The following is a 21,864-nucleotide window of genomic DNA, read 5'->3' on the forward strand; positions in this document are numbered from 1 at the left end:
CCCGCCTGGGCACCCGGGCGAAGGCGCTCGCATTGCTCGGCTCGGTGCCGGAGATGAAGGTGCACCCGGACCTGCTCGGTGCGGCGCGGAACTCCAATCACGCGGCGCTGGAAACCATGGTCGGCTGGGGTGTCGGGCGCCGGGCGCAGATCGGCGGTCACCGGGCGCCCGGTAGCTGGGTCTCCGGAGCCAGCATGCGGCTTCTCGAGGCGGGCGACTATGCGGTCCTGGCGACCGACCTTGCCGCCTGCGACGCCTATGGCGCGGCGCTGGAGACGGCGGCCAAGCTGTCCTGCCCGGCGCTGCTGCTCTGCGGTTCCGATGACAAGATGACACCGGCCAAGCTGGCCCGTCCGCTTGCGGAGGCGCTCCCGGACTGCACGACGAAAGTGCTGCCCGGTGCGGGGCACATGATGATGATCGAGCAGCCTGACGAGACCCTCGACGTGCTCGCGGATTTCTTCGGAGGCAAGGCGTGAGCGAGGCGGCCGTTACGGAAACCCGGGACCGCTTCCGCTGGTGGCTGGAGATCCCGACCCGCTGGATGGACAACGACGTCTACGGGCACGTCAACAACGTGCAGTACTACTCCTATTTCGATACCGCGGTGAACAGCCATCTGATCCGCGAGGCCGGGCTCGACATTCACAACAGCCCGGTGATCGGTCTGGTCGTCGAGACCCGCTGCCAGTTCAAAAAGTCGCTGGTTTTTCCGGACGTGGTCGAGGCAGGCATCCGGGTCGAGAAGATCGGCCGTTCCAGCGTGGTCTACAATGTCGGCCTGTTCCGTGCCGGAGATGACGAGATCGCCGCGCTCGGCCATTTCGTGCATGTCTATGTCGAGCGCGAGAGCCAGACCCCGGTTCCGATTCCGGAGCGGATGCGGGCCGCGATGGAGTCGCTGCTTCTGGATCGCTAGGCCGTAGGCCTACTTCGTGCGGGAAATCTTGTAGAGGCCGTCGACGATCTGCTGGCCGATAGCCCCGACCTCGCCCTTCATCTTCGTCGCCACGACCGCCTTCAGGGCATCGACATGGGCCTTGATGGCATCGATGTCGTTATGGCCGCGCGCTCCCGGAGCACCCAGCTCCAGATAGCGGTTCATCGAGGTCGCGATCTTCTCGACCATGGGATAGCCGAAACTCGCCCCCTGGGCCCGCAGGTCGTGCATGACCGTATAGATCGTGCGCTCAGGCCCGGCGGGTTCCTTGCCGTCCTGCCTCAGAAGCTCGACGGCCGTGTCCAGTTTCTCGATGCTTTCCTTTGCGGTCTCCGCGAGGTCGATATTCGCGATCGCGTCGGCCAGCGCCGCTTCCGCCTTCTCGATCAGCCGTTCGTCCATGCGCGCCGGTCCGCCGACCAGATCCTTCAGCTTGTTCGGCTGGTGAATGACCTCATAGGAGCCTTTGGGTGACTTCGACATCGGCTGCCTTTCACGATCCGGCATGGCTGTGCGCTTTCGTCGGCGGGGGCGTCTGCCGGGCGTCCCTGTCCCGGAGTTCAGAGGCGCGTCGCTCCTCGCCGTCGAACGGCTCAATCTTGCGGCGGCGGTCCGGGCCGAAATAATTGTCTGTGCGCACAAACGGGCGCGGATGTTCGATCACCGCGACAAGACGCTGGACGAGACCGATGCCCGTCAGCGGCTTGGCGATGAATTCCGTCACGCCGGCATCGCGGGCCATCTCGATGCGATGTGCTTCCGTATGGCCGCTGACCATGATGATCGGCAGAAACTCGTCGGGGCTGTGCTCCGAATTCCGGATCCAGCGGGTCAGTTCGAGCCCGTCCATTTCTTCCATCACCCAGTCGGTGATGATGACGTCGATCTGGTATTCGCTCAGCTTCCGGATTGCGTGGTTCCCGTCGCGGGCGTCGACGATGTTCTTCACTCCGATCGCCTGCAACAATGCCCGCAGGACTTCCCGCATCGGCTGACTGTCTTCGACAATCATCACGGTCAGACGCTGGAAGCGCGCTTCGTTGATCGGCCCTAGAGACATGTTCAACCCTGTTTCCCCGGTCCCAATTCGTTGAAGTTTCGGGGACCTTCGAAAATCACGCAAAGTTCGGGGAGTTTAGTCGACTTCCGATAGGTAAGGCTATAGTCAGATTGTTTCCCTCTCAATCCAAAGTGGCGAATAAAATTACCAAGTGCCGTATATGGCGATTTGTCGTCCTGCTGCAAAAATCCTCTGTCGGAGATGCGCGTCGGCACAATATCTGGTATAAAATTTCTTGAGATCGACTAGACTGGGTTTGGCTTTATTTGGCGGAAATCTGCGGTCCGGTAGTGCGAAAATCTGTCCGGGGCTCTTGACTTGGCGCCCGATTCGCAGATTGTTCCGGCCCGCCGGTCGGGTCGGGCAGACGAACCGCCGCACCGGCAATTCGCAAAAGCCGGACTCCATTGAGGACTGAAGGAAATGGCAGGGCATTCCCAATTCAAGAACATCATGTACCGGAAAGGTGCGCAGGATAAGAAGCGCGCCAAGCTGTTCACACGGCTGATCCGGGAAATCGCGGTCGCGGCGAAGGCCAGCACCGACCCCGCGTCGAACCCGCGTCTGCGCTCCGCCATTCAGGCGGCTCGCGAGGCGAACATGCCGAAGGACAATATCGACCGGGTCCTGAAGAAGGCCGAAGGCGGCGGCGAGGACGATAACTACGAGGATATCCGCTACGAGGGCTATGCCCCCGGCGGTGTCGCGATGATCGTCGAGGCGCTGACGGACAACCGCAACCGGACGGCGTCCGAAGTCCGTGCCGCTTTCTCCAAGCACGGCGGGACGCTCGGCGAGACAAATTCGGTCAGCTTCATGTTCGACCGGATCGGACAGATCAGCTATCCGGCGGACAAGGCGGACGCGGATGCCATGTTCGAGGCGGCGCTCGAAGCCGGCGCGGAGAACGTCGAGTCCTCCGAGGACGGTCACGTGATCACCTGCGCGCCGGAGGAACTGAGTGCGGTCCGTGAGGCGCTGTCGGAAAAGTTCGGTGCGCCGGAAAACGCGGAGCTCACCTGGAAGCCGCAGAACACGGTGCCGGTCGACGAGGGTCACGCGGAAACCATCATGAAGCTGCTCGCCGTGCTCGAGGACAATGACGACGTGCAGTCGGTCTCGGCCAATTTCGAGATCCCGGACGACGTCATGCGCAAGCTGACGGCGGCGGCCTGATCGCCGTTTTGCGGAAACTGGGGAGATGCTGCTGACATGAGGCTTCTCGGTCTCGATCCGGGACTCCGCTTCACCGGCTGGGGTGTCATCGACGTCGACGGCAACCGTCTGCGTCATGTCGCCAACGGCACGTTGAAATCGACGGCGTCGCTGAGCATCGCCGAGAGGCTGCTGGAGCTGCATGACGGCGTGCTCGAGATCATCGAGCGCCACCGCCCGGACGAGGCTGCTGTCGAGGAGACCTTCGTCAACAAGAATCCGGAATCGACCCTGAAGCTGGGGCTGGCCCGTGGCGCGGTGCTGCTGGCCCCGGCCAAGAAAGACATGCGGGTGACCGAGTACGCCCCGAACCGGGTGAAGAAGACCGTGGTCGGGGCGGGTCACGCCAACAAGGACCAGATCCAGGTCATGGTGACCAAACTGCTGCCGGATGCCGCCTTCGAGACCCCGGATGCGGCGGATGCGCTTGCGGTTGCGATCTGCCACGCCCATTTCGCCCAGAGCCGTCATGCCTTCGGCGATGCCGTCGGGGTCTCCCGGATCCGCAAGCAGTCCGCGACCGGCGGTTACGAGAAGGCCGTGCAGGCGGCGCTCAGGAAGGAGATGGGGCTGTGATCGCGAAACTGCGCGGGATCCTGGACTCTTTCGGCGACGGCTCGGCCGTGATCGACGTGCGGGGCGTCGGTTACCTGATCTTCGCTTCCAGCCGCACTCTCGGACGCCTCGGCGACCGCGGCGGCGAGGTCTCGGTCCATGTCGAGACCCATGTCCGTGAGGATCATATCCATCTCTACGGCTTTGCCGACAAGGCGGAGCAGGACACCTTCCGGATGCTGCAGACCGTGCAGGGGGTCGGCGCCAAGGCGGCGCTCTCGATCCTCTCCGCGCTTTCGCCGGACGAGATCATCCGTGCGGTCGCGGCCGGCGACGCCAAGATGCTGACCCGCGCCGACGGGGTCGGGCCGAAGCTGGCCGGGCGCATCGTCAACGAGTTGAAGGACAAGGCGGTTAACGTCTCCCTCGGAGCGGACGCCGGCGCGCCTGCAGCTTCCGCAAAAGGGGCGGCGCCTTCGAAGGAGTCCGCCGCGGTGGCGGATGCGATCTCGGCCCTGGTCAATCTCGGTTATGACCGCAGCGTCGCCTATGGCGCGGTTCATGCCGCGGCAAAGTCCGCCGGCGCGGATGCGGGGCTTGACCAGCTCATCACCGGCGGCCTCAAGGAGCTTGCCTCGTGAGCGCCTGGGAAGACGAGGAGGGCGGCCGGCTGGTCGACGGCGAGCGTTCCGTCGAGGATACCCCGGAACGGGCGCTCCGGCCGGTCACGCTGGACGATTTCGTCGGCCAGAAACAGAGCCGCGAGAATCTCAAGGTCTTCATTGAGGCTGCCAAGGCGCGCGAAGAGGCGATGGACCATACGCTGTTCTTCGGTCCGCCCGGTCTCGGCAAGACCACACTGGCGCAGATCGTCGCCCGCGAACTCGGTGTGAACTTCCGCGCGACCTCGGGTCCTGTGATCGCCAAGGCGGGCGATCTCGCCGCGCTGCTGACCAATCTTCAGGCCCGCGACGTGCTCTTCATCGACGAGATACACCGCCTTAATCCTGCCGTAGAAGAAGTGCTCTATCCCGCCATGGAGGACTTTCAGCTCGACCTCATCATCGGCGAGGGTCCGGCTGCGCGCTCGATCCGTATCGATCTGCCGCCATTCACCCTGGTGGCGGCGACGACGCGCTCCGGCCTGATCACGACGCCGCTGCGCGAACGCTTCGGCATTCCGCTGCGTCTGCAGTTCTACACCCCGGAGGAACTGCAGAGCATCGTCATGCGCGGTGCGTCCCTCCTGGGAATGAATCTGCTGCCGGACGGTGCCGCCGAGATCGCCAATCGGTCCCGCGGCACGCCGCGCGTTGCCGGGCGCCTGCTGCGCCGGGTGCGCGACTTTGCCGCCGTGGCCGGTGTCGAGGAGATCGGCCAGAAGGCGGCCGACGGCGCGCTCAACCGGCTCGATATCGACGAGCGCGGACTGGATGCGATGGACCGGAAGTATCTGCGCTGCATCGCCGAGAATTACGGCGGCGGGCCGGTCGGGGCTGAAACGCTGGCGGCCGCGCTCTCCGAGCAGCGCGACGTGATCGAGGAAGTAATCGAGCCCTACCTCCTTCAACAGGGCCTGCTGCAGCGGACGCCGCGCGGCCGGGTGCTGTCGGAAGCCGCCTACCGCTATCTCGGTCTTGCCGCGCCGAACCGCACGCCGGCCGAAGTTGCGCAGATGACCCTGCTCGAAGACGACCCCGAGGGGTGCGATGTCTGAGCGCAAGCTGATGCCTGCGGTGACCTCGTTCACGGCGGACGGAACCCATGTGCTCCGCGCCCGGGTCTATTACGAGGACACGGACGCCGGGGGCGTCGTCTATCACGCCAACTATCTGCGCTTCGCCGAGCGCGGGCGTACGGAATATCTGCGCGATCTCGGCATTTCCCAGTCGGAACTTTCGGATACGGAGGGCGTTCTGTTCGTGGTCCGGCGCAGTGTCATCGATTTTCGCCTGCCGGCGCGGCTGGACGATGCGCTCGAGATCACGACGCGGATCGGGGAAATGAAAGGGGCCTCCTTCGAGGTCGAGCAGGAAATCAGCAAAACGGGAGCCGACGGTTATCTGGTCCGGGTCGCGAGCACGATCGCGTGCCTCGACACCAAGGGCCGGCCGGTCCGGGTCCCGAAATCGGTCCGGGAGAAACTGGACCGCACGATCATGGCTGGGACGAACCAGGAACCGCGTAAGGCGGACGTTCAGGAATCCGGGGATTAGCATCTAGATGGAAAAAGCAATCGTCGACACCGTAGCGCTTGGGGGTACGGCCGCCACCGACATGACCATTTGGGGCCTCTTCCTGGCCGCGGACTGGATCGTGAAGACCGTCATGGTCGTGCTGATCCTGGCGTCGATCTGGAGCTGGGCCATCATCGTCGACAAGACGATGAAGCTGCGCCGTCTCTCGAAGGCGGCTGAAGATTTCGAGGAAAGCTTCTGGTCCGGCGGGTCTCTGGAAGATCTTTATGACCGGATCGGCGGGCAGCCGGGCGATCCGATGACGGCGGTTTTTTCCGCGGCTATGAGGGAATGGCGCCGTTCGGCAGCCAAGGGGCTGACCTCAAAAGGCTCCGAGATCCGGGCCAGCCTGCGCCAGCGCATCGAGCAGGTGATGAACCTCTCTATCGGCCGGGAAATGGACCGTCTGGAAAAGCACATGACCTTCCTTGCCTCGGTCGGCTCGGTCGCGCCCTTCGTCGGCCTGTTCGGCACGGTCTGGGGGATCATGAACAGCTTCCAGTCCATCGCCGCGACCAAGAACACCTCTCTCGCGGTCGTCGCGCCGGGTATCGCCGAGGCGCTCTTCGCCACCGCGCTCGGCCTGATCGCCGCCATCCCGGCGGTCATCGCCTACAACAAGATCTCCACCGACCTCGGCCGTTTCGCCGGCCGGCTGGAGAGCTTCTCCGCCGAGTTCGCCTCCATCCTGTCGCGTCAGCTCGACGAGGGAGGCTGAGCCATGGCCGCTTCCATGATCGGAAACGGGCGCAGCAAGGGTCGGAACCGCTACCGGCCGCTCAGCGAGATCAACGTGACGCCGCTGGTCGACGTCATGCTCGTGCTGCTCATCGTCTTCATGGTGACGGCGCCGCTGCTCACCGTCGGCGTGCCGGTGGATTTGCCGAAGACCGAGGCGGCACAGCTGACCGACGAGGTCGAACCGCTGGTGGTCTCCGTCAACGCAGAGGGCGTGATCTTCCTGCAGGAAACCGAGGTGCCGCGTGAAAATCTCGTGCCGCGGCTGAATGCCGTCACCGGCCAGCGTCCCGATGTGCGCATCTTCGTGCGCGGCGACAAGGCGATCCAGTATGGCACGGTGATGGAAGTGATGGGGCTCATCAGCGCCGCCGGCTTCACCAAGGTCGCTCTGCTCGCCGAGATTCCGGACACGATGAAGGGAACGCGCTGACACCATGCGCACGGGGCTCACCATATCTGTCGGCCTGCACGCGGCGGTCTTTGCCATCGCCTGGTTCGGCCTGCCCCAGCTCCGGAACGACGACATCCTTCCGGAGCAGCTGGTGATCGTCGATATGGTGCCGATCACCGAGGTGACGAATACCCCGACCGTGACGGCCGAGCCCGAAAAGCCGAAGGAGCCGGAGCCCGAAGCGCCGAAGCCCGAGCCGAAGGAAGCCCCGCCTCCGCCGCCTCAGGCCGAAGCGCCGCCCCCTCCGCCGCCGCCCGCACCGGCTCCCGAGCCGACTCCGAAACCCGTCGCCGAGGCCCCCGAGCCGGAACCGGCGCCGGTTCCGAAGCCCGCGCCTGAAAAGGAGCCGGAGCCGGAGAAGGTCGCCCAGGCGCCGCAGCCGGCGCCGAAGCCGCGCCCGAAGCCGCGCGCGCCCGCGCCGGATCCGAAGGACACGGCGGAGAAGCCGAAGAAGGACGACAAGAAACAGGATTTCTCGCGTTTGCTGAAGACGCTTGAGAAAACCGAGACAACAACCGCGGCGAAGCCGAAAGAGGAAGAGAAGAAAGAAGAGGACAAGACCGATCCTCTGAAGGACGTTCTGGCGAAGCTGAACGCGCCGGCCCGTAGCCGCTCCGACAAGGCCTTCGATCCGGAGAACAAGGTTTCCGTCAGCGAGATCGACGCCGTTCGCCGGCAGATCGCGCAATGCTGGAACGTGCCGGCCGGCGCCAAGGATGCCGAGGATCTCTATATCGAGATCGCGCTGCAGATGAATGGCGACGGCAGCGTGCGGGATGCCCGTATTGTCGATCAGTCGCGGCTGTCCCGCGATCCGTTTTTCCGCACCGCCGCCGAGAGCGCGCGGCGCGCGGTTCTGAGCTGCGGCAAGCTTCCGCTGCCGCCTGAAAAATACGAGGCATGGAAAACCATCACCATGACCTTCAATCCGAGGGATCTGCTGTGAAGATCTGCGATCACGACCGACTTGAGAGGCCGATCATGAGGTTCGCTGGACTGTCCCGGACTGCCGAAATGTCACCTGCCGCGCTGTTCTGGCGCCTGCTCCTGCCGGCTCTGTTCGCCGCGCTCTTCTTCACCGGCACGGTGCGCGCCGAGCTCCGGATCGATATCACCCAGGGCAAGGTCGATCCGCTGCCCGTGGCGATCGCGGACTTTACCGGGAACAATGGAGAAAGCGCACAGATCGGGCGCGACATCGCGGCGGTCATTGCGGCCAACCTGGAGCGTTCCGGCCTCTTTGCGCCGATCAACAAGTCGGCCTTCATTCAGCAGAATGTCTCTCTGAGCGCCCTGCCGCGGTTCGGTGACTGGCGGATCATCAACGCGCAGGCCCTGGTGCATGGCGCGGTCAGCTTCGAGGCGAGCGGCGCGGTCAAGGTCGAGTTCCGGCTCTGGGACGTCTTCGCCGAGCAGCAGATGGTTGCGAACGCCTATACGACGGTGCCCGCGAACTGGCGCCGCGTCGCGCATATCATCTCGGACGCGATCTACCAGCGGATGACCGGCGAGAGCGGTTATTTCGACACGCGTATCGTCTATATCGCGGAGAGCGGGCCGCCGGACCGCCGTACCAAGCGTCTGGCGATCATGGATCAGGACGGCGCCAATCACCGTTTCCTGACCGACGGCAAGGACCTCGTCCTGACGCCGCGATTCTCGCCGACGCTGCAGGAGATTACCTACCTCGCCTATTACAACGACAAGCCGCGGGTCTACATCTTCAATATCGAGACCGGGCAGCAGGAAGTTCTCGGCGATTTCCCGGGCATGACCTTCGCGCCGCGCTTTTCGCCCGACGGCAACCGGGTGATCATGAGCCTCGCCCGGAACGGTGTGACCGATATCTACACGATGGACCTCGCGACCCGCAGGGTCCGGCGCCTGACCGATAGTCCGTCGATCGATACTTCGCCGACCTATTCGCCGGACGGATCGCAGATCACCTTCAACTCGGACCGGGGCGGTACACAACAAATCTACGTGATGGACGCGAGCGGCGGCAACGTGCAGCGAATCAGTTTCGGCAAAGGGCGCTATGCCACGCCTGTCTGGTCGCCGCGCGGAGATTTGATCGCTTTTACCAAAATGACGGGCGGCCAGTTCTATATCGGCGTCATGCGGCCGGATGGAACCGGCGAGCGTCTGCTTGCTCAGGGCTATCTCGTGGAAGCGCCGACCTGGGCTCCGAACGGCAGAGTTTTGATATATTTCAAGCAGTTCCCATCGGATTCATCCGGTCGTGGTGGCAAAACCAAGCTCTATTCCATTGACCTCACAGGGTATAACGAGCGCGAAATTGTCACGCCGGTGGACGCCTCCGATCCTGCATGGTCGCCCTTGATTCCCTGACTGCGTGCAAATATATTGCGCGCGATCGAGCGAATCCAATAACGAGCGGCTATCCCAACGTGTTGAAATCTGTTAAACAACACAAAGGATTGGCGCGTCCGGCTATGAGTCGCAGGGGCACGACCGTTAACTTGGATTGAAGGCTCACTTCCGTGGGGGTGTTTTAGAATGGCTAAGAAGTTTCTTTCAATCGTGGCCGCGGCGTTGCTCGTTGCCGCTTGCTCGACCGACCAGGAGACGGCTTCCCAGTCGGGCGGCGCGGGATCGACTGTGCCGGCTGCGAACCAGCCTGCGACCAGTGCGGCCCCGTCCGGTCCTGTCGCCGGATCCCGCGAAGAATTTGTCGCGGAAGTTGGTGACCGCGTTTTCTTCGACTTCGACAAGTACGACCTGACCTCGGAAGCGCGGACCACGCTTGAGCGTCAGGCGTTCTGGCTGCGTAAGTACCCGAGCGTGACGGTCACCATCGAAGGTCACTGTGACGAGCGCGGCACGCGGGAATACAACCTCGCCCTCGGTGAGCGTCGTGCCACTGCGGCGAAGGACTATCTGGTTGCTCTCGGTATCGATGCCGGTCGCATCGCGACCATCAGCTACGGTAAAGAGCGCCCGGTTGCCTTTGGCAGCAACGAGGAAGCCTGGGCCCAGAACCGTCGTGGTGTGACCACGATCAACTAAGGTTCTGCCGGTTGATTTGAATAGGACCGCGCCGGTCTGGGGCTCCAGGCCGGCGCGTCGTCTTTTCAGGCACAGGACACCGGGTGCGGCGATCCGTATCGGTGCCATATTCCTGCTCGAATATCGGGCAACACTGGGCTTCGCGGTAAATCAGAGGCCGGGAGTTTTGAGAATGATCAGGCGATACGGAGTGCGCGGCTTTTGTCTGTTCGGAGCGGCTATCGCGATAGCCATCGCGGTGATCGGGCCTGCCGCAGCGCAGGATGTGCAGAATCTGCTCAACCGGCTCGACCGGATGGAGCGGGACATGCAGGATCTGCAGCGCCAGCTCTATCGCAACACGCTCTCGACTCCGGGGGCCGGCGGCGCCGGAACCGGGATCACGGCGACGCCGGTCAGCCCTGCCCCGATCACCGGTGGCCCCGGGACCTCTGACTCTGCCGGAGGCCAGCCGGGATCGCTCGACACCAGCTATGCCGCGCGCGTCGAAGTGCGTCTGCAGCAGCTTGAAACGCTGATCCGCTCGCTGACCGGGAAGATCGAGGAGGTCGAGTTCCGCGTCGAGCAGAATTCCGGACGCCTCGACCGGCTCGTGCGCGACATCGACTTCCGGCTGCAGGCACTGGAGCAGGGCGGCGCCCCGGCCCGAACGGACGGGCAGGGGAGCGGCTCAATCGTCCAGTCGCCGCAGGCGGAGAATGCCCCCGTTCCGGGCCAGGGACAGGGGGTTCTGGGGACCCTGAGCCAGGCCGAGATCAAGGCTGTCGACGAGGGTACTGTCCAGTTGCCGGCACCGGAAGGTGAGGCGGCGAGCAAGCCCGAGGCGGTGGCGAGTGCTCCGGCGAGCGGACAGATCCTCCCGGACGGCACGCCGGAGGAACAGTACAAGCATGCTTTTGCCTATCTGCAGAAGCAGGACTTCGATTCCGCGGAGAAGGCCCTCAGCCTGTTTCTCGAACGGCATCCGAAGAGTCCGCTTGCGGGCAATGCAATGTACTGGCTCGGCGAGACCTATTACGTTCGCAAGGACTTCCCCCTGGCGGCGAAGACCTTCGCGACCGGCTATACCGATTACCCGGGCAGCTCGAAAACCGCTGACAATCTCCTGAAGCTCGGCTTTTCCCTCGCCCGTATGGACCGGAAAGAAGATGCCTGCGTCACCTTCGACAAGCTGCGGGCCGATTTCCCGAACGCGTCGGACAATATCAAGCGCCGGGCGGATGCCGAGCGCAAGCGCATCGGCTGCTGATCTCCGGCCGGGACGGCTGGAGAGCGCTACATCGGGGGGCGCGCCGGTCGGCGAGGACGAGTTCGGCCGGCTCATCCGGGCTGTTGACCCGGCTCTGGCCGACGCGCCGCCGTCGCTCTTTCTTGCCGGTGTCTCCGGCGGTGCCGACAGCATGGCCCTCTGCCTGCTCCTCGATCGCTGGTGCCGGACCAACGGGCACCGGTGCCGAGCGCTCATCGTAGACCATGGGCTGCGGACAGAGTCCGCCGCGGAAGCCTCTCGTGTCTCGGGCTGGCTGCAGGCGCGCGGCATCGCTTCCGATATCCTCCGCTGGTCCCCCGTCAAACCGGTAGCGGGCGTTCAGGCGTCGGCGCGCGCCGCCCGGTTCGCGCTCATGACGGATCGTGCCCGGGAGCTCGGGGCCCGTGGAATTTTCCTCGCGCATCATCTGGAAGACCAAGCCGAGACCATGGTTATGCGGCTTGGCCGGGACAGCGGTCCCGACGGACTGGCGGGAATCCGGATGCGGCAGATGCACGCGGAGATCCCCGTCTACCGGCCGCTGCTAGGCACCCCGCCGCAGCGCCTGCGGGCCCATTGTCTCGCGCAAGCCCAGGCCTGGGTCGAGGATCCGAGCAATCGTGACTGCAGGTTCGAGCGTGTCCGGGTTCGTCAGGAGGCGGCCGGACGGCGCGCGGCTGGTCTGGACGCGCCGGTCTTGCATCGCGTGGCGTCGGCGTTCTCCCGGCTCCGGGACTGGAGCGACGGTGAACTGGCGGCGTTTCTGCGGAAAGCGGGACTGCTCGATCCGCGCGGCTTTGCACGGCTCGACCCGGCCGCCCTCGTCGGTTTGCCGTTTCCCCTGCGGCACAAGTTTCTTTCGGGCCTCCTGCAATCCGTCGGCGGAGGGGATTATCCGCCGCGCCGCGAGAGCCTGGCGCGGCTCGAACGCTGGCTCTCGGAGGGTGGAGGCTCTCGCGTCACGCTCGCCGGGTGCCTGGTCTGGAAAACGGAAAAGGACGGTATCTGGATTGTGCGGGAGACGCCGCGCGGTCTGAGGCCGCGGACTGTCGGGGCCGGCTCGGTGTTGCGCTGGGACGGGCGTTTCGACGTCACATGGCGCGAGGACCGACCGGCCTGGGTGCACATGTTGACCCGCGATGGCGACCGCCGCCTGCGCCGCCTGCGGCATCCGGCAGGGCCGGCGCCGGCCCTGCCCGAGAGCGTCCGGTGCTCGCTTCCGGCGGTCACCGACCTTGACGGGCGTCTCTTTGCCCCCCACTTTCCGGAGACGTGGACAGATACGGCGCAGTCGAAAGACGGTCGTCTTCAAATTGAATTTCGTCCCGCCGTGTCCTGGGTCGCAGATGCGTTCCGGGCGAGCAGGGATGACAGGGCCGGAGCGAAAGTCTAAGAATGGGCCTCCGGCTGTATAGGAACCCTACCGAGGCACGATCAGCGTGAACAATTTCGGCAAGAATCTCGCACTGTGGATCATCGTCGGCGTCCTGCTCGTCGCGCTGTTCAACCTGTTCAACAGCTCGAACAAGACCGGCAGCTATCCGAACTTCGCCTTTTCGGATTTCCTTGGCGCCGTAGAACAGGGCCGCGTCACCGACGTCGTGATCCAGGGCAACACCATCAAGGGCCACTTCAACGACGGCCGGAACTTCGCGACCTACGCGCCGAACGACCCGGGCCTCGTGGACCGGCTGCGCGAGGGCGGCGTCCGGATCTCCGCGGCCCCGCCGGAAGAGGGCATGTCCGGCCTGCTCGGTATCCTGATTTCCTGGTTCCCGATGCTGCTCTTCATCGGTGTCTGGATCTTCTTCATGCGTCAGATGCAGGGCGGCGGCGGCAAGGCCATGGGCTTTGGCAAGAGCCGTGCCCGACTGCTGACGGAGAAGGTCGGCCGCGTCACCTTCGACGATGTTGCCGGCATCGACGAGGCGAAGACCGAACTCGAGGAGATCGTCGAGTTCCTGAAGGATCCGCAGCGCTTCCAGCGTCTCGGTGGCAAGATCCCGAAGGGCTGTCTGCTCGTCGGCCCTCCGGGCACCGGTAAGACGCTTCTCGCCCGCGCCATCGCCGGCGAGGCGAATGTGCCCTTCTTCACGATTTCCGGTTCCGACTTCGTCGAGATGTTCGTCGGCGTCGGCGCCAGCCGCGTGCGCGACATGTTCGAACAGGGCAAGAAGAACGCGCCCTGCATCATCTTCATCGACGAAATCGACGCGGTCGGCCGTCATCGCGGCGCCGGTCTCGGCGGCGGCAACGACGAGCGCGAGCAGACCCTGAACCAGCTGCTGGTCGAGATGGACGGTTTCGAGGCGAACGAGGGTGTGATCCTGATCGCCGCGACCAACCGCCCGGACGTGCTCGACCCAGCCCTGCTGCGTCCCGGCCGCTTTGACCGTCAGGTCGTGGTTCCTAACCCGGATATTCTCGGCCGCGAGCGCATCCTGAAGGTGCATATGCGGAAGGTTCCGCTGGGGCCGGACGTCGACGCGAAAGTCATTGCGCGCGGCACCCCGGGCTTCTCCGGCGCCGATCTCGCCAACCTCGTGAACGAGGCCGCCCTGCTTGCAGCCCGCAAGGGCAAGCGCGTGGTCGGCATGGCCGAGTTCGAGGAAGCCAAGGACAAGGTCATGATGGGCTCGGAGCGCCGCTCCATGGTCATGACCGACGAGGAAAAGGCGCTGACCGCCTATCACGAGGCCGGCCATGCCGTGGTCGCGCTGCACTGCCCGGACAGCGACCCGATCCACAAGGCCACCATAATCCCGCGCGGCCGTGCGCTGGGCATGGTGATGCGCCTGCCGGAAGGCGACCGGATCTCGCTCTCCCGCGCCAAGCTCTACGCCGACCTGCGCGTCGCCTGCGGCGGCCGTCTGGCGGAAGAGATCATCTTCGGCGAGGAGCGGGTCACCACCGGTGCCTCCTCCGACATCCGCATGGTCTCCGACATGGCGCGCCGCATGGTCACCGAGTGGGGCCTCAGCGACAAGCTCGGCTTCCTTGCCTATTCGCAGGATCAGCAGGAGGTCTTCCTCGGTCACTCCGTGACCCAGCAGAAGAACGTTTCCGACGCGACCGCGAAGGTGATCGACGAGGAGATCCGTCGCATCGTGGACGAGGCTTATTCCGACGCGCGCCGGATCCTCGTGGACAATCACGACGAGCTCGAAACGCTCGCCAAGGGGCTGCTCGAGTACGAGACCCTCTCCGGCGACGAGATCAAGGCTCTGCTGGCGGGCGAGAGTCTGCACAAGGAAAACAAGGAAGACGGGCCGAAGCCCGGCGCCGGACGCCGGTCCTCCGTTCCGACCGGCGGCGCCGAAGGCAAAGGCAAGCCGGGTGGCGGACTGGAGCCCGATCCCCAGCCCGGCGAATAGACCTATGGCCGAAATCTTTCGAGAGGCCGCGCTTCGGCGCGGCCTTTTCACATCCGGATCCCGGATCCGCCTGCGGCCCGAGAACATCTTGTGGGGCGAGAGCGCGGCGCGGCTGGTCGCGGCAGGGACCGCGCGGCCGCTTGCCGGAGGGCCGGCCGCCTTCACCACGATCGAAATCGTCGCCCGCTCCCGGGATGGGGTTCTCCTGGCCGGGCCGGTTCCGCTTGCCGAAGCCGTCCGCTGGGCGGAGCAGGACGGGCTTGCCGCCACCCTCGCTACAGAACTGGATGCGCTCTCCGCTCCCCGTCCCTCGCTCTGCGGCCTTCCGCAGGATCGCCCGCTGGTCATGGGCATCGTCAATGTCACCCCGGACAGCTTTTCGGACGGGGGAGACTTTGCCGACGGCGCCATCGCCATAGACCACGCCTTCGAACTCCTGATGCAGGGCGCGGACATTCTCGACATCGGGGGTGAGTCGACCCGTCCGGGTGCGGACCCGGTGCCGGTCGAGGAGGAACTGCGCCGCGTCGTGCCGGTGATCGAGGGCATCCGCCGCCGTGCCGGCGCGAAGCGTCCCGTGATCAGTGTCGATACCCGCCGGCCGGACGTCATGCGGGCGGCGCTCGACGCGGGAGCCGATATCATCAACGACGTCACCGGCCTCAAAGATCCCGAGAGCCGCCGGATCGTCGCGGAGGCGGGCGTTCCAGCGATGCTGATGCATATGCGCGGCGAACCGCAGAGCATGCAGGGCGAGGCGGTCTACGATTTCTCGCCGTTGCAGGTCCTCGAAGAGCTGGAGGAACGCGTGCTCGAGGCCGAGCGCGACGGCATCGCCCGGGCGCGCATGATCGTCGATCCCGGCGTCGGATTCGCCAAGAACGCCACACATAACCTAGAAGTTCTGGCGCGGCTCGGTCTCCTGCACGGCCTCGGCTGTCCGGTCCTTCTCGGCGTCTCGCGCAAGCGCTTCATCGGACTGCTCAGCCGGGAGGAGCCCGCGAAGCAACGGGTTCCCGGATCGCTCGCAGCCGCGCTTGCTGGTATGGAGCAGGGCGTCCAGATCCTGCGCGTGCACGATGTCGCCGAGACCGTGCAGGCGCTAAAAATATGGGCGGCTGTTGCCGGAGAGCGGTAGACTGCGCCCCGATACTCAATAGCCAAGTATTTTTCGGTATTTCATGACCAGATCTCTCTTCGGAACCGACGGCATCAGGGGCACGGCCAACAGCGAGCCGATGACCGCGGAGACCGCTCTTCGGGTCGCGATGGCGGCCGGACGTCATTTCGTCCACAGCAACGGCGCGCCGAAGACCGGCCACCGGCCGCTCGTCGTGATCGGCAAGGACACCCGGCTTTCCGGCTACATGCTGGAGCCGGCGATGGTGGCCGGCTTCACCTCGATCGGCATGGATGTGGTGCTGCTCGGCCCGTTGCCGACGCCGGCGGTGGCGAGCCTGACCCGCTCTCTCCGGGCCGATCTCGGCGTCATGCTCTCGGCCTCGCACAATCCCTATCAGGACAACGGCATCAAGCTGTTCGGGCCCGACGGTTTCAAGCTCTCCGACGAGGTCGAGCAGGAGATCGAGGACCGGATCGACCGCCTCGACGCGGACGACCGGGCGCCGGCGGACCGGCTCGGGCGCGCGCGCCGGCTCGATGACGCCCAGGGCCGCTATATCGAGATTGCCAAGAACACCTTCCCGAAGGGGCTGCGCCTCGACGGGCTGAAGCTGGTGGTCGATTGCGCCAACGGGGCGGCCTACAGGGTCGCGCCGCGGGTGCTGTTCGAGCTCGGAGCAGAGGTGGTCGAGATCGGCGTGCAGCCGAACGGCATCAACATCAATGCCGGATGCGGTGCGACCGCGCCGCAGGCGATGTGCAACGCCGTGGTCGAGAGCGGCGCGCATCTCGGCATTGCGCTCGACGGCGACGCGGACCGGCTGATCATGGCCGATGAACGCGGCCGGATCATCGACGGCGACCAGATCATGGGGCTGATCGCGACCTCCTGGGCCGAGGCGGGGATGCTGAAGGGCGGGGCGCTGGTCACGACCGTGATGAGCAATCTCGGCCTCGAGAAATATCTTGCCGGGATCGGCATCGGCATGCACCGCACCAAGGTCGGCGACCGTTACGTGCTGGAGCAGATGCGCGCCGAGGGCTTCAATCTCGGTGGCGAGCAGTCGGGCCACATGATCATGAGCGATCATGCGACGACCGGGGACGGGCTGATCGCGGCGCTGCAGGTGCTCGCCGTGCTGATTTCTTCCGGCCGGCCGATGAGCGAGGTCGCCTCGATCTTCACGCCCCTGCCGCAATTGTTGAAGAACGTCCGTTATACGGGCGAGCCGCCGCTTGGCAGCGACGCGGTAAAAGCGGCGATTGCCGCAGGCGAGGCACGCCTCGCGGACAGCGGGAGGGTCCTGATCCGGAAGTCCGGGACGGAACCCCTGATCCGGGTCATGGCGGAAGGCGAGGACAGCAAGCTCGTCGAGGCCGTGGTGAACGATATCGCACGGGAGATCGAACGTGCCGCAGGATGAGTCCATCGACATGAGCGACCTGCACCCGATGCGCGGAAAGGTTCTGATCTGCGCCGGCTCCGATTCCGGCGGCGGCGCCGGTATCCAGGCGGATATCAAGGCGGTGACGGGGCTCGGCGGCTTCGCGATGACGGCGATCACCGCCCTGACGGCGCAGAACACCGAGGGCGTGCATGACGTCCACGAGGTGCACGAGGAATTCATCCGAAAGCAGATGGAGGTCGTGCTGACCGATCTCGGCGCGGACTGCATCAAGACCGGCATGCTGCATTCGATCCCGGTGATCGAGACCGTGCGCAAGGCGCTGGACGAATTCGCGCCGGACGTGCCGCTGGTGGTCGACCCCGTGATGGTCGCGAAAGGCGGGCATCCGCTTCTCGAATCCCAGGCGCTCGAAGCAATGAAGCGGAAAATGGTTGCCCGCGCGACCATCCTGACGCCGAACATCCCGGAAGCGGCGCTCCTGACTGCGCGCGAGATCAAAAGCCGCGACGACATGCTGAAGGCGGGGGAAGCCCTGCTCAAGCTCGGCCCGAAACACGTGCTGATGAAGGGCGGGCACATGGAGGGCAGCGAGCTGGTCGACATCCTGATCTCGCAGGACGGAGAGCCGGTCGAGTTCCGCGGGCAGAGGATCGATACCGCCCACACCCACGGTACAGGCTGCACCACTGCTTCCGCCATCGCGGCGGGCCTCGCACAGGGGCTCGCCGTCGAGGACGCGGTTGCGCGGGCGCGCGACTATGTGCGGAAGGCGATTCTGAGCGCACCGGGCTACGGCCATGGCCATGGGCCGCTCAACCATGCGCATACGCTGAAGGCGGACGTCTGACGGCTTGAGTCCATGTGTCACCGGGCCTAGACTTTCATCCATGGTCCGGCCCGGACCTCCTCCCTCCGACGGGAAAGCATCCGACATGCGGGGCATCTTACTTCTCGGATCCGCTGACCGGGCCTGCGCATAAGGAGGGATTGCGATGACGTCCGCATCAGGAGGTTCCGCAATGAGACTCTCTGCACCGCTCTTCCGTCTGAAACGTCAGGCCCGTCTGCTCTCGCGCGAGAAGGGCATCCCCCTCAACAAGGCGCTCGATCACATCGCCGCCGCCGAAGGCTTCCGGAGCTGGAGCCAGCTCGCGGCCCGTGTCGGGCGCGAGTCCCGGCCGGCCGCCGGGATCTTCCGGCAGCTGGAGCCGGGGGACATGCTCCTGCTCGGCGCGAGGCCGGGTCAGGGCAAGACGCTGCTCGGGCTTGGGCTGCTGCTCGAGGCCGCGAAGGCCGGCAGGAGCGGCACATTCTTCACTCTCGACTATCACGAGGCAGACGTGGCGCGGAGCGTCGCTTTCCTGGCGGACGGAGAGGCGGCGGCGAATGCGTTTGCCCTCGACACCTCGGACGATATCTGCGCCGCCCATGTCATCGCGACGCTGGAGAAATCGCCGCGCGGCACCCTGTCGGTCATCGATTACCTGCAGCTTCTCGACCAGCGGCGCACGAATCCCGAAATCAACGCCCAGATTCGCGATCTGAAGCGCTTTGCCGTCTCTTCGGGGCAGATCCTGGTGCTGATATCGCAGATCGATCGTGCCTTTGACCGGCGCGGCGGCGGCATGCCGGGACTCGCGGATGTAAGGCAGCCGAACCCGGTCGACCTGACGCTCTTTACCAAGGCCTGCTTTCTGCACGACGGCGAAGCCCGCCTGGACTCGTTGAAAGCCGCCTAGTCGAGCACGAAATCCTGGTTGGCCAGACTGTAGCTGTGATGACCGAAGATGCCGTCCTCGGTCATCCGCTCGATTTCGGTTCTGAGCGTGTTGATGCGCTCGGGGTAGCTGGAAGCGCCGATCTCGAGAAGGGCGTTCAGCGGGTCGGCGGCGGCCAGGGCCTGTTCGATGACGCTGCTCTTCGCCCGGCCCTGATGGCGGATGTCCGCGACAACGATGCAGACACTGTCCTCCGCTCCGTCCAGATCGTAGCGCCGCGCATAGTCGGCAAATTTCTGCCGCTGCTGTTCGATCGTGAAGACCACCTGGGTCGCCCTGTTGTCCGCGCTGTTTTCCGCCCAGTGGACGAATTTCGCGGCGACCTCGGCCTCCTGCTCGCCGACCTTGTCCGCATCGGGATTGAGGTAGTTCATGAGCGCTTCGCTGCTGCTCCTGTCCTCGAGCTGCACCGTGCCGTCCGGCGTCTTCTGCGCGACATGGCCTCCGGCGAGCGTCAGATCGGGAAAATAGAACGCGGCGTCCGGCAGCAGCAGGAAACGGCGCAGCAGCAGCACGAAATTCTCGTCAGGCTCGTGTGCGGCCTCCTGATAGAAGCCGAAGGTGAAGGCGGCGCGGTCATAGGTATTGAGGCAATGGAAACTGCCCTGACTTTCGCAAATCGCCGTGGGCGTGATCACGTCTGCCCAGAAACCGAACTGCTCGCGGTAGTTCTGCGGCGCGAAGACATTGGTTCCCGGCGTCGTGTTCATCAGGCCGCGGCGCTGCTGATAGGAAACGTCGCTGCCGACGAAGAACTCGGCGCCGCCGTTCACTTGCGCGAAATAGCGCTGCCCGTCGATCCTGAGCGTGACCTCCGCCGGCCGGTCGACCTGCTGCCGGGCGCCGGCAACCCGGGTGCTGACGGAGACCCTCTCCGTCGGGCTGTTGGCAAACGGCATGACGAGCAGGGGGCGTCCGGCATATTCCGGCGTAATCGAAAAATCGAACCGGGGTCCCGCATGCATCGCCCGGGCCACGCTGACGCCGTCGCAACGCACCTCCCAGTTGATCCGGGCAAGATCGCTTTCGGAAGGAGACGGCTGATTGAAGGCGGTTGCCGTGTACCGCGCGACGGAACCGACTTCCGCGGTTGAAGGGCCGTCGACGGCTGTGACGAGCAGCATGGCGGTCTCCAATCGGAGGAATTTTCGTAGAATTGTAATTTTAAGTACTATTTGGCGACGGCCTTTTCCAGCTTTCGATTGTTCCGGCGTGGTCGCGCCACCGACACTTGGTGTCGCCCGTAAGCATAGAGATGAGACGTTCGCGCCGTACTTGTTGTGAGAAAGCCCGGATCCCGGGCGTGTTTTCGCGTGGAGGCGATATGGCCGAAGAAGACGATATCGTTCTGTCGGAACTGGACGATGAAGAACTCGTGCAGCAGATGCACGACGATCTCTATGACGGCCTGAAGGAAGAAGTCGAGGAGGGCGTCAATATCCTGCTCGAGCGCGGCTGGACGCCCTACAAGGTGCTGACCGAGGCGCTGGTCGAAGGCATGCGGATCGTTGGTATCGACTTCCGCGACGGCATCCTCTTCGTGCCCGAAGTGCTGATGGCGGCCAACTCCATGAAGGCCGGCATGACCATCCTGCGTCCGCTGCTCGCCGAGACCGGCGCACCGCGCATGGGCAAGATGGTGATCGGCACGGTGAAGGGCGACATCCACGACATCGGCAAGAACCTCGTCTCCATGATGATGGAAGGCGCCGGCTTCGAGGTGATCGATATCGGGATCAACAATCCGGTCGAGAACTATCTGGCGGCGATCGAGGAGCACAAGCCGGACATCCTCGGCATGTCGGCGCTGCTGACCACCACGATGCCCTATATGAAGGTCGTCATCGACACGATGAAGGAAAAAGGCATCCGCGACGATTACATCGTCCTTGTCGGCGGCGCGCCGCTGAACGAGGCCTTCGCCGAGAATGTCGGCGCGGACGGCTATTGCCGCGACGCGGCCGTCGCCGTGGAGATGGCGAAGAAGCTGATCGCCGAGCGCGACCGCTCCAATTCCGCCGCCATGGGCGTCAGCTGAGCGGGGCGGCGATGGCCGCTCCGACGACAGCGCAGGCGATGCCGCGGGCCCTCGTGGTGGCCTGCGGTGCCCTCGGGCGCGAGCTGGTTGCCCTCAAGGAAGCGACCGGCTGGGAGGCGCTCGAGATCACCTGCCTGCCCGCCATATGGCACAATCACCCGGAAAAGATTGCGCCCGGCCTCCGCCGCAAGCTGAAGGCGGCCGACGGTTATGACGCGGTGTTCGTCGCCTACGGCGATTGCGGCACCGGCGGCGAGGTGGATGCCGTGATCGAGGAATTCGGCGTCGAGCGGATCGCGGGGCCGCACTGCTACCAGTTCTTCATGGGGACAGACGACTTCACACGGATGACCGATGACGATCCGGCCCGTTTCTTCCTCACCGACTATCTGGTCCGCCATTTCGACCGGCTGATCGTGAAGGGACTCGGCCTCGACCGGTTTCCCGAGCTTCGGGACATGTATTTCGGCAACTACACCGCGCTGGTCTATATTGCCCAGACGGAAGACGAACGCCTGAAAGCCAAGGCGCAGCAGGCGGCGGAGCGACTCGGCCTCGCATTCGAGTACCGCTATTGCGGGTACGGCGAGCTGCAGACTTTCATAGAAGAAGCCCGGGGCGGGCGCATTGAAGAAGCCCGGAACGGGCACTGAACGGAGCGGAGA

At 64.8% G+C, this 21,864-nt stretch carries 24 protein-coding genes; 21 read left to right on the forward strand and 3 right to left on the reverse strand.

Going from position 1 to position 21,864, the window contains the following annotated elements; all coding sequences use genetic code 11:
• Together JJ959_RS18185 and JJ959_RS18190 are read left to right on the forward strand one after the other, a co-directional pair.
• The coding region (locus tag JJ959_RS18185) for an alpha/beta hydrolase (RefSeq protein ID WP_292886876.1) at positions 1-479 on the forward strand (479 nt) is incomplete at its 5' end.
• On the forward strand, positions 476-919 hold the full coding sequence (locus JJ959_RS18190) for a thioesterase family protein (protein WP_292886879.1): 444 nt from the start codon (positions 476-478) through the stop codon (positions 917-919). The genes JJ959_RS18185 and JJ959_RS18190, both read left to right, overlap by 4 nt.
• Positions 920-928: 9 nt before the next feature.
• Here JJ959_RS18190 and JJ959_RS18195 read toward each other — a convergent pair whose 3' ends face one another.
• Positions 929-1,423, reverse strand: a complete 495-nt coding sequence (locus tag JJ959_RS18195) for a hypothetical protein (RefSeq protein WP_292886881.1) — start codon at positions 1,421-1,423, stop codon at positions 929-931.
• A gap of 10 nt (positions 1,424-1,433) precedes the next feature.
• Positions 1,434-2,000 (reverse strand): response regulator, encoded by a 567-nt coding sequence (locus JJ959_RS18200; protein ID WP_292887000.1) that lies wholly within the window; start codon positions 1,998-2,000, stop codon positions 1,434-1,436.
• A gap of 423 nt (positions 2,001-2,423) precedes the next feature.
• On the opposite strand from JJ959_RS18200, the gene JJ959_RS18205 reads away from it, so the two are divergent.
• From JJ959_RS18205 to JJ959_RS18285, 17 genes are all read left to right on the forward strand, one after another.
• On the forward strand, positions 2,424-3,176 hold the full coding sequence (locus JJ959_RS18205; protein WP_292886884.1) for a YebC/PmpR family DNA-binding transcriptional regulator: 753 nt from the start codon (positions 2,424-2,426) through the stop codon (positions 3,174-3,176).
• Positions 3,177-3,212: 36 nt separating this feature from the next.
• Positions 3,213-3,791 carry a crossover junction endodeoxyribonuclease RuvC gene (gene ruvC, locus JJ959_RS18210; RefSeq protein ID WP_292886885.1) on the forward strand — a complete coding sequence of 193 codons (579 nt, stop codon included), beginning with the start codon at positions 3,213-3,215 and terminating at the stop codon, positions 3,789-3,791.
• Positions 3,788-4,411 carry a Holliday junction branch migration protein RuvA gene (ruvA, locus tag JJ959_RS18215; RefSeq protein WP_292886888.1) on the forward strand — a complete coding sequence of 208 codons (624 nt, stop codon included), beginning with the start codon at positions 3,788-3,790 and terminating at the stop codon, positions 4,409-4,411. The genes ruvC and ruvA overlap by 4 nt, the downstream gene beginning before the upstream one ends.
• On the forward strand, positions 4,408-5,487 hold the full coding sequence (gene ruvB / locus JJ959_RS18220) for a Holliday junction branch migration DNA helicase RuvB (RefSeq protein WP_292886891.1): 1,080 nt from the start codon (positions 4,408-4,410) through the stop codon (positions 5,485-5,487). Before ruvA ends, ruvB begins: the two co-directional genes overlap by 4 nt.
• Positions 5,480-5,986 carry a tol-pal system-associated acyl-CoA thioesterase gene (ybgC, locus tag JJ959_RS18225; protein WP_292886894.1) on the forward strand — a complete coding sequence of 169 codons (507 nt, stop codon included), beginning with the start codon at positions 5,480-5,482 and terminating at the stop codon, positions 5,984-5,986. Before ruvB ends, ybgC begins: the two co-directional genes overlap by 8 nt.
• A gap of 7 nt (positions 5,987-5,993) precedes the next feature.
• Positions 5,994-6,725: a protein TolQ gene (gene tolQ / locus JJ959_RS18230; RefSeq protein ID WP_292886897.1), complete on the forward strand. Its 732-nt coding sequence runs from the start codon at positions 5,994-5,996 to the stop codon at positions 6,723-6,725.
• Positions 6,726-6,728: 3 nt separating this feature from the next.
• Positions 6,729-7,178, forward strand: a complete 450-nt coding sequence (tolR, locus tag JJ959_RS18235) for a protein TolR (protein WP_292886899.1) — start codon at positions 6,729-6,731, stop codon at positions 7,176-7,178.
• 4 nt (positions 7,179-7,182) lie between these two features.
• Positions 7,183-8,145, forward strand: a complete 963-nt coding sequence (locus JJ959_RS18240) for a cell envelope integrity protein TolA (RefSeq protein ID WP_292886900.1) — start codon at positions 7,183-7,185, stop codon at positions 8,143-8,145.
• Positions 8,146-8,213: 68 nt separating this feature from the next.
• Complete coding sequence (tolB, locus tag JJ959_RS18245) at positions 8,214-9,551, forward strand: Tol-Pal system beta propeller repeat protein TolB (RefSeq protein WP_292886902.1); 1,338 nt, start codon at positions 8,214-8,216, stop codon at positions 9,549-9,551.
• Positions 9,552-9,719: 168 nt separating this feature from the next.
• Positions 9,720-10,229 (forward strand): peptidoglycan-associated lipoprotein Pal, encoded by a 510-nt coding sequence (gene pal / locus JJ959_RS18250; protein ID WP_292886905.1) that lies wholly within the window; start codon positions 9,720-9,722, stop codon positions 10,227-10,229.
• A 172-nt stretch (positions 10,230-10,401) separates the two neighbouring features.
• Positions 10,402-11,478 (forward strand): tol-pal system protein YbgF, encoded by a 1,077-nt coding sequence (gene ybgF / locus JJ959_RS18255; RefSeq protein ID WP_292886907.1) that lies wholly within the window; start codon positions 10,402-10,404, stop codon positions 11,476-11,478.
• Entirely contained in the window at positions 11,450-12,871 is a 1,422-nt protein-coding gene (tilS, locus tag JJ959_RS18260) for a tRNA lysidine(34) synthetase TilS (protein WP_292886910.1), read from the forward strand. The genes ybgF and tilS overlap by 29 nt, the downstream gene beginning before the upstream one ends.
• Before the next feature lie 46 nt (positions 12,872-12,917).
• Positions 12,918-14,852: an ATP-dependent zinc metalloprotease FtsH gene (ftsH, locus tag JJ959_RS18265; protein ID WP_292886913.1), complete on the forward strand. Its 1,935-nt coding sequence runs from the start codon at positions 12,918-12,920 to the stop codon at positions 14,850-14,852.
• Positions 14,853-14,940: 88 nt separating this feature from the next.
• Positions 14,941-15,990, forward strand: a complete 1,050-nt coding sequence (gene folP, locus JJ959_RS18270) for a dihydropteroate synthase (protein ID WP_292886916.1) — start codon at positions 14,941-14,943, stop codon at positions 15,988-15,990.
• A gap of 43 nt (positions 15,991-16,033) precedes the next feature.
• Positions 16,034-17,398 (forward strand): phosphoglucosamine mutase, encoded by a 1,365-nt coding sequence (gene glmM, locus JJ959_RS18275; protein ID WP_292886919.1) that lies wholly within the window; start codon positions 16,034-16,036, stop codon positions 17,396-17,398.
• Positions 17,399-17,426: 28 nt separating this feature from the next.
• Complete coding sequence (thiD, locus tag JJ959_RS18280) at positions 17,427-18,230, forward strand: bifunctional hydroxymethylpyrimidine kinase/phosphomethylpyrimidine kinase (protein ID WP_292887003.1); 804 nt, start codon at positions 17,427-17,429, stop codon at positions 18,228-18,230.
• A gap of 172 nt (positions 18,231-18,402) precedes the next feature.
• Positions 18,403-19,122: a DNA helicase gene (locus JJ959_RS18285; RefSeq protein WP_292886921.1), complete on the forward strand. Its 720-nt coding sequence runs from the start codon at positions 18,403-18,405 to the stop codon at positions 19,120-19,122.
• Here JJ959_RS18285 and JJ959_RS18290 read toward each other — a convergent pair.
• Complete coding sequence (locus JJ959_RS18290) at positions 19,119-20,285, reverse strand: hypothetical protein (protein ID WP_292886924.1); 1,167 nt, start codon at positions 20,283-20,285, stop codon at positions 19,119-19,121. The genes JJ959_RS18285 and JJ959_RS18290 overlap by 4 nt on opposite strands.
• Positions 20,286-20,485: 200 nt before the next feature.
• Here JJ959_RS18290 and JJ959_RS18295 point away from each other — a divergent pair, with 200 nt between their 5' ends.
• The gene (locus JJ959_RS18295; RefSeq protein ID WP_292886927.1) at positions 20,486-21,199 is read left to right on the forward strand and encodes a B12-binding domain-containing protein; all 714 of its coding nucleotides are present in this window, start codon (positions 20,486-20,488) and stop codon (positions 21,197-21,199) included.
• Positions 21,200-21,210: 11 nt separating this feature from the next.
• Positions 21,211-21,852 carry a DUF1638 domain-containing protein gene (locus tag JJ959_RS18300; protein ID WP_292886929.1) on the forward strand — a complete coding sequence of 214 codons (642 nt, stop codon included), beginning with the start codon at positions 21,211-21,213 and terminating at the stop codon, positions 21,850-21,852.
• Positions 21,853-21,864 lie beyond the last annotated feature (12 nt).

This window comes from Nisaea sp. (assembly GCF_017640745.1).
Classification (GTDB): domain Bacteria; phylum Pseudomonadota; class Alphaproteobacteria; order Thalassobaculales; family Thalassobaculaceae; genus Nisaea.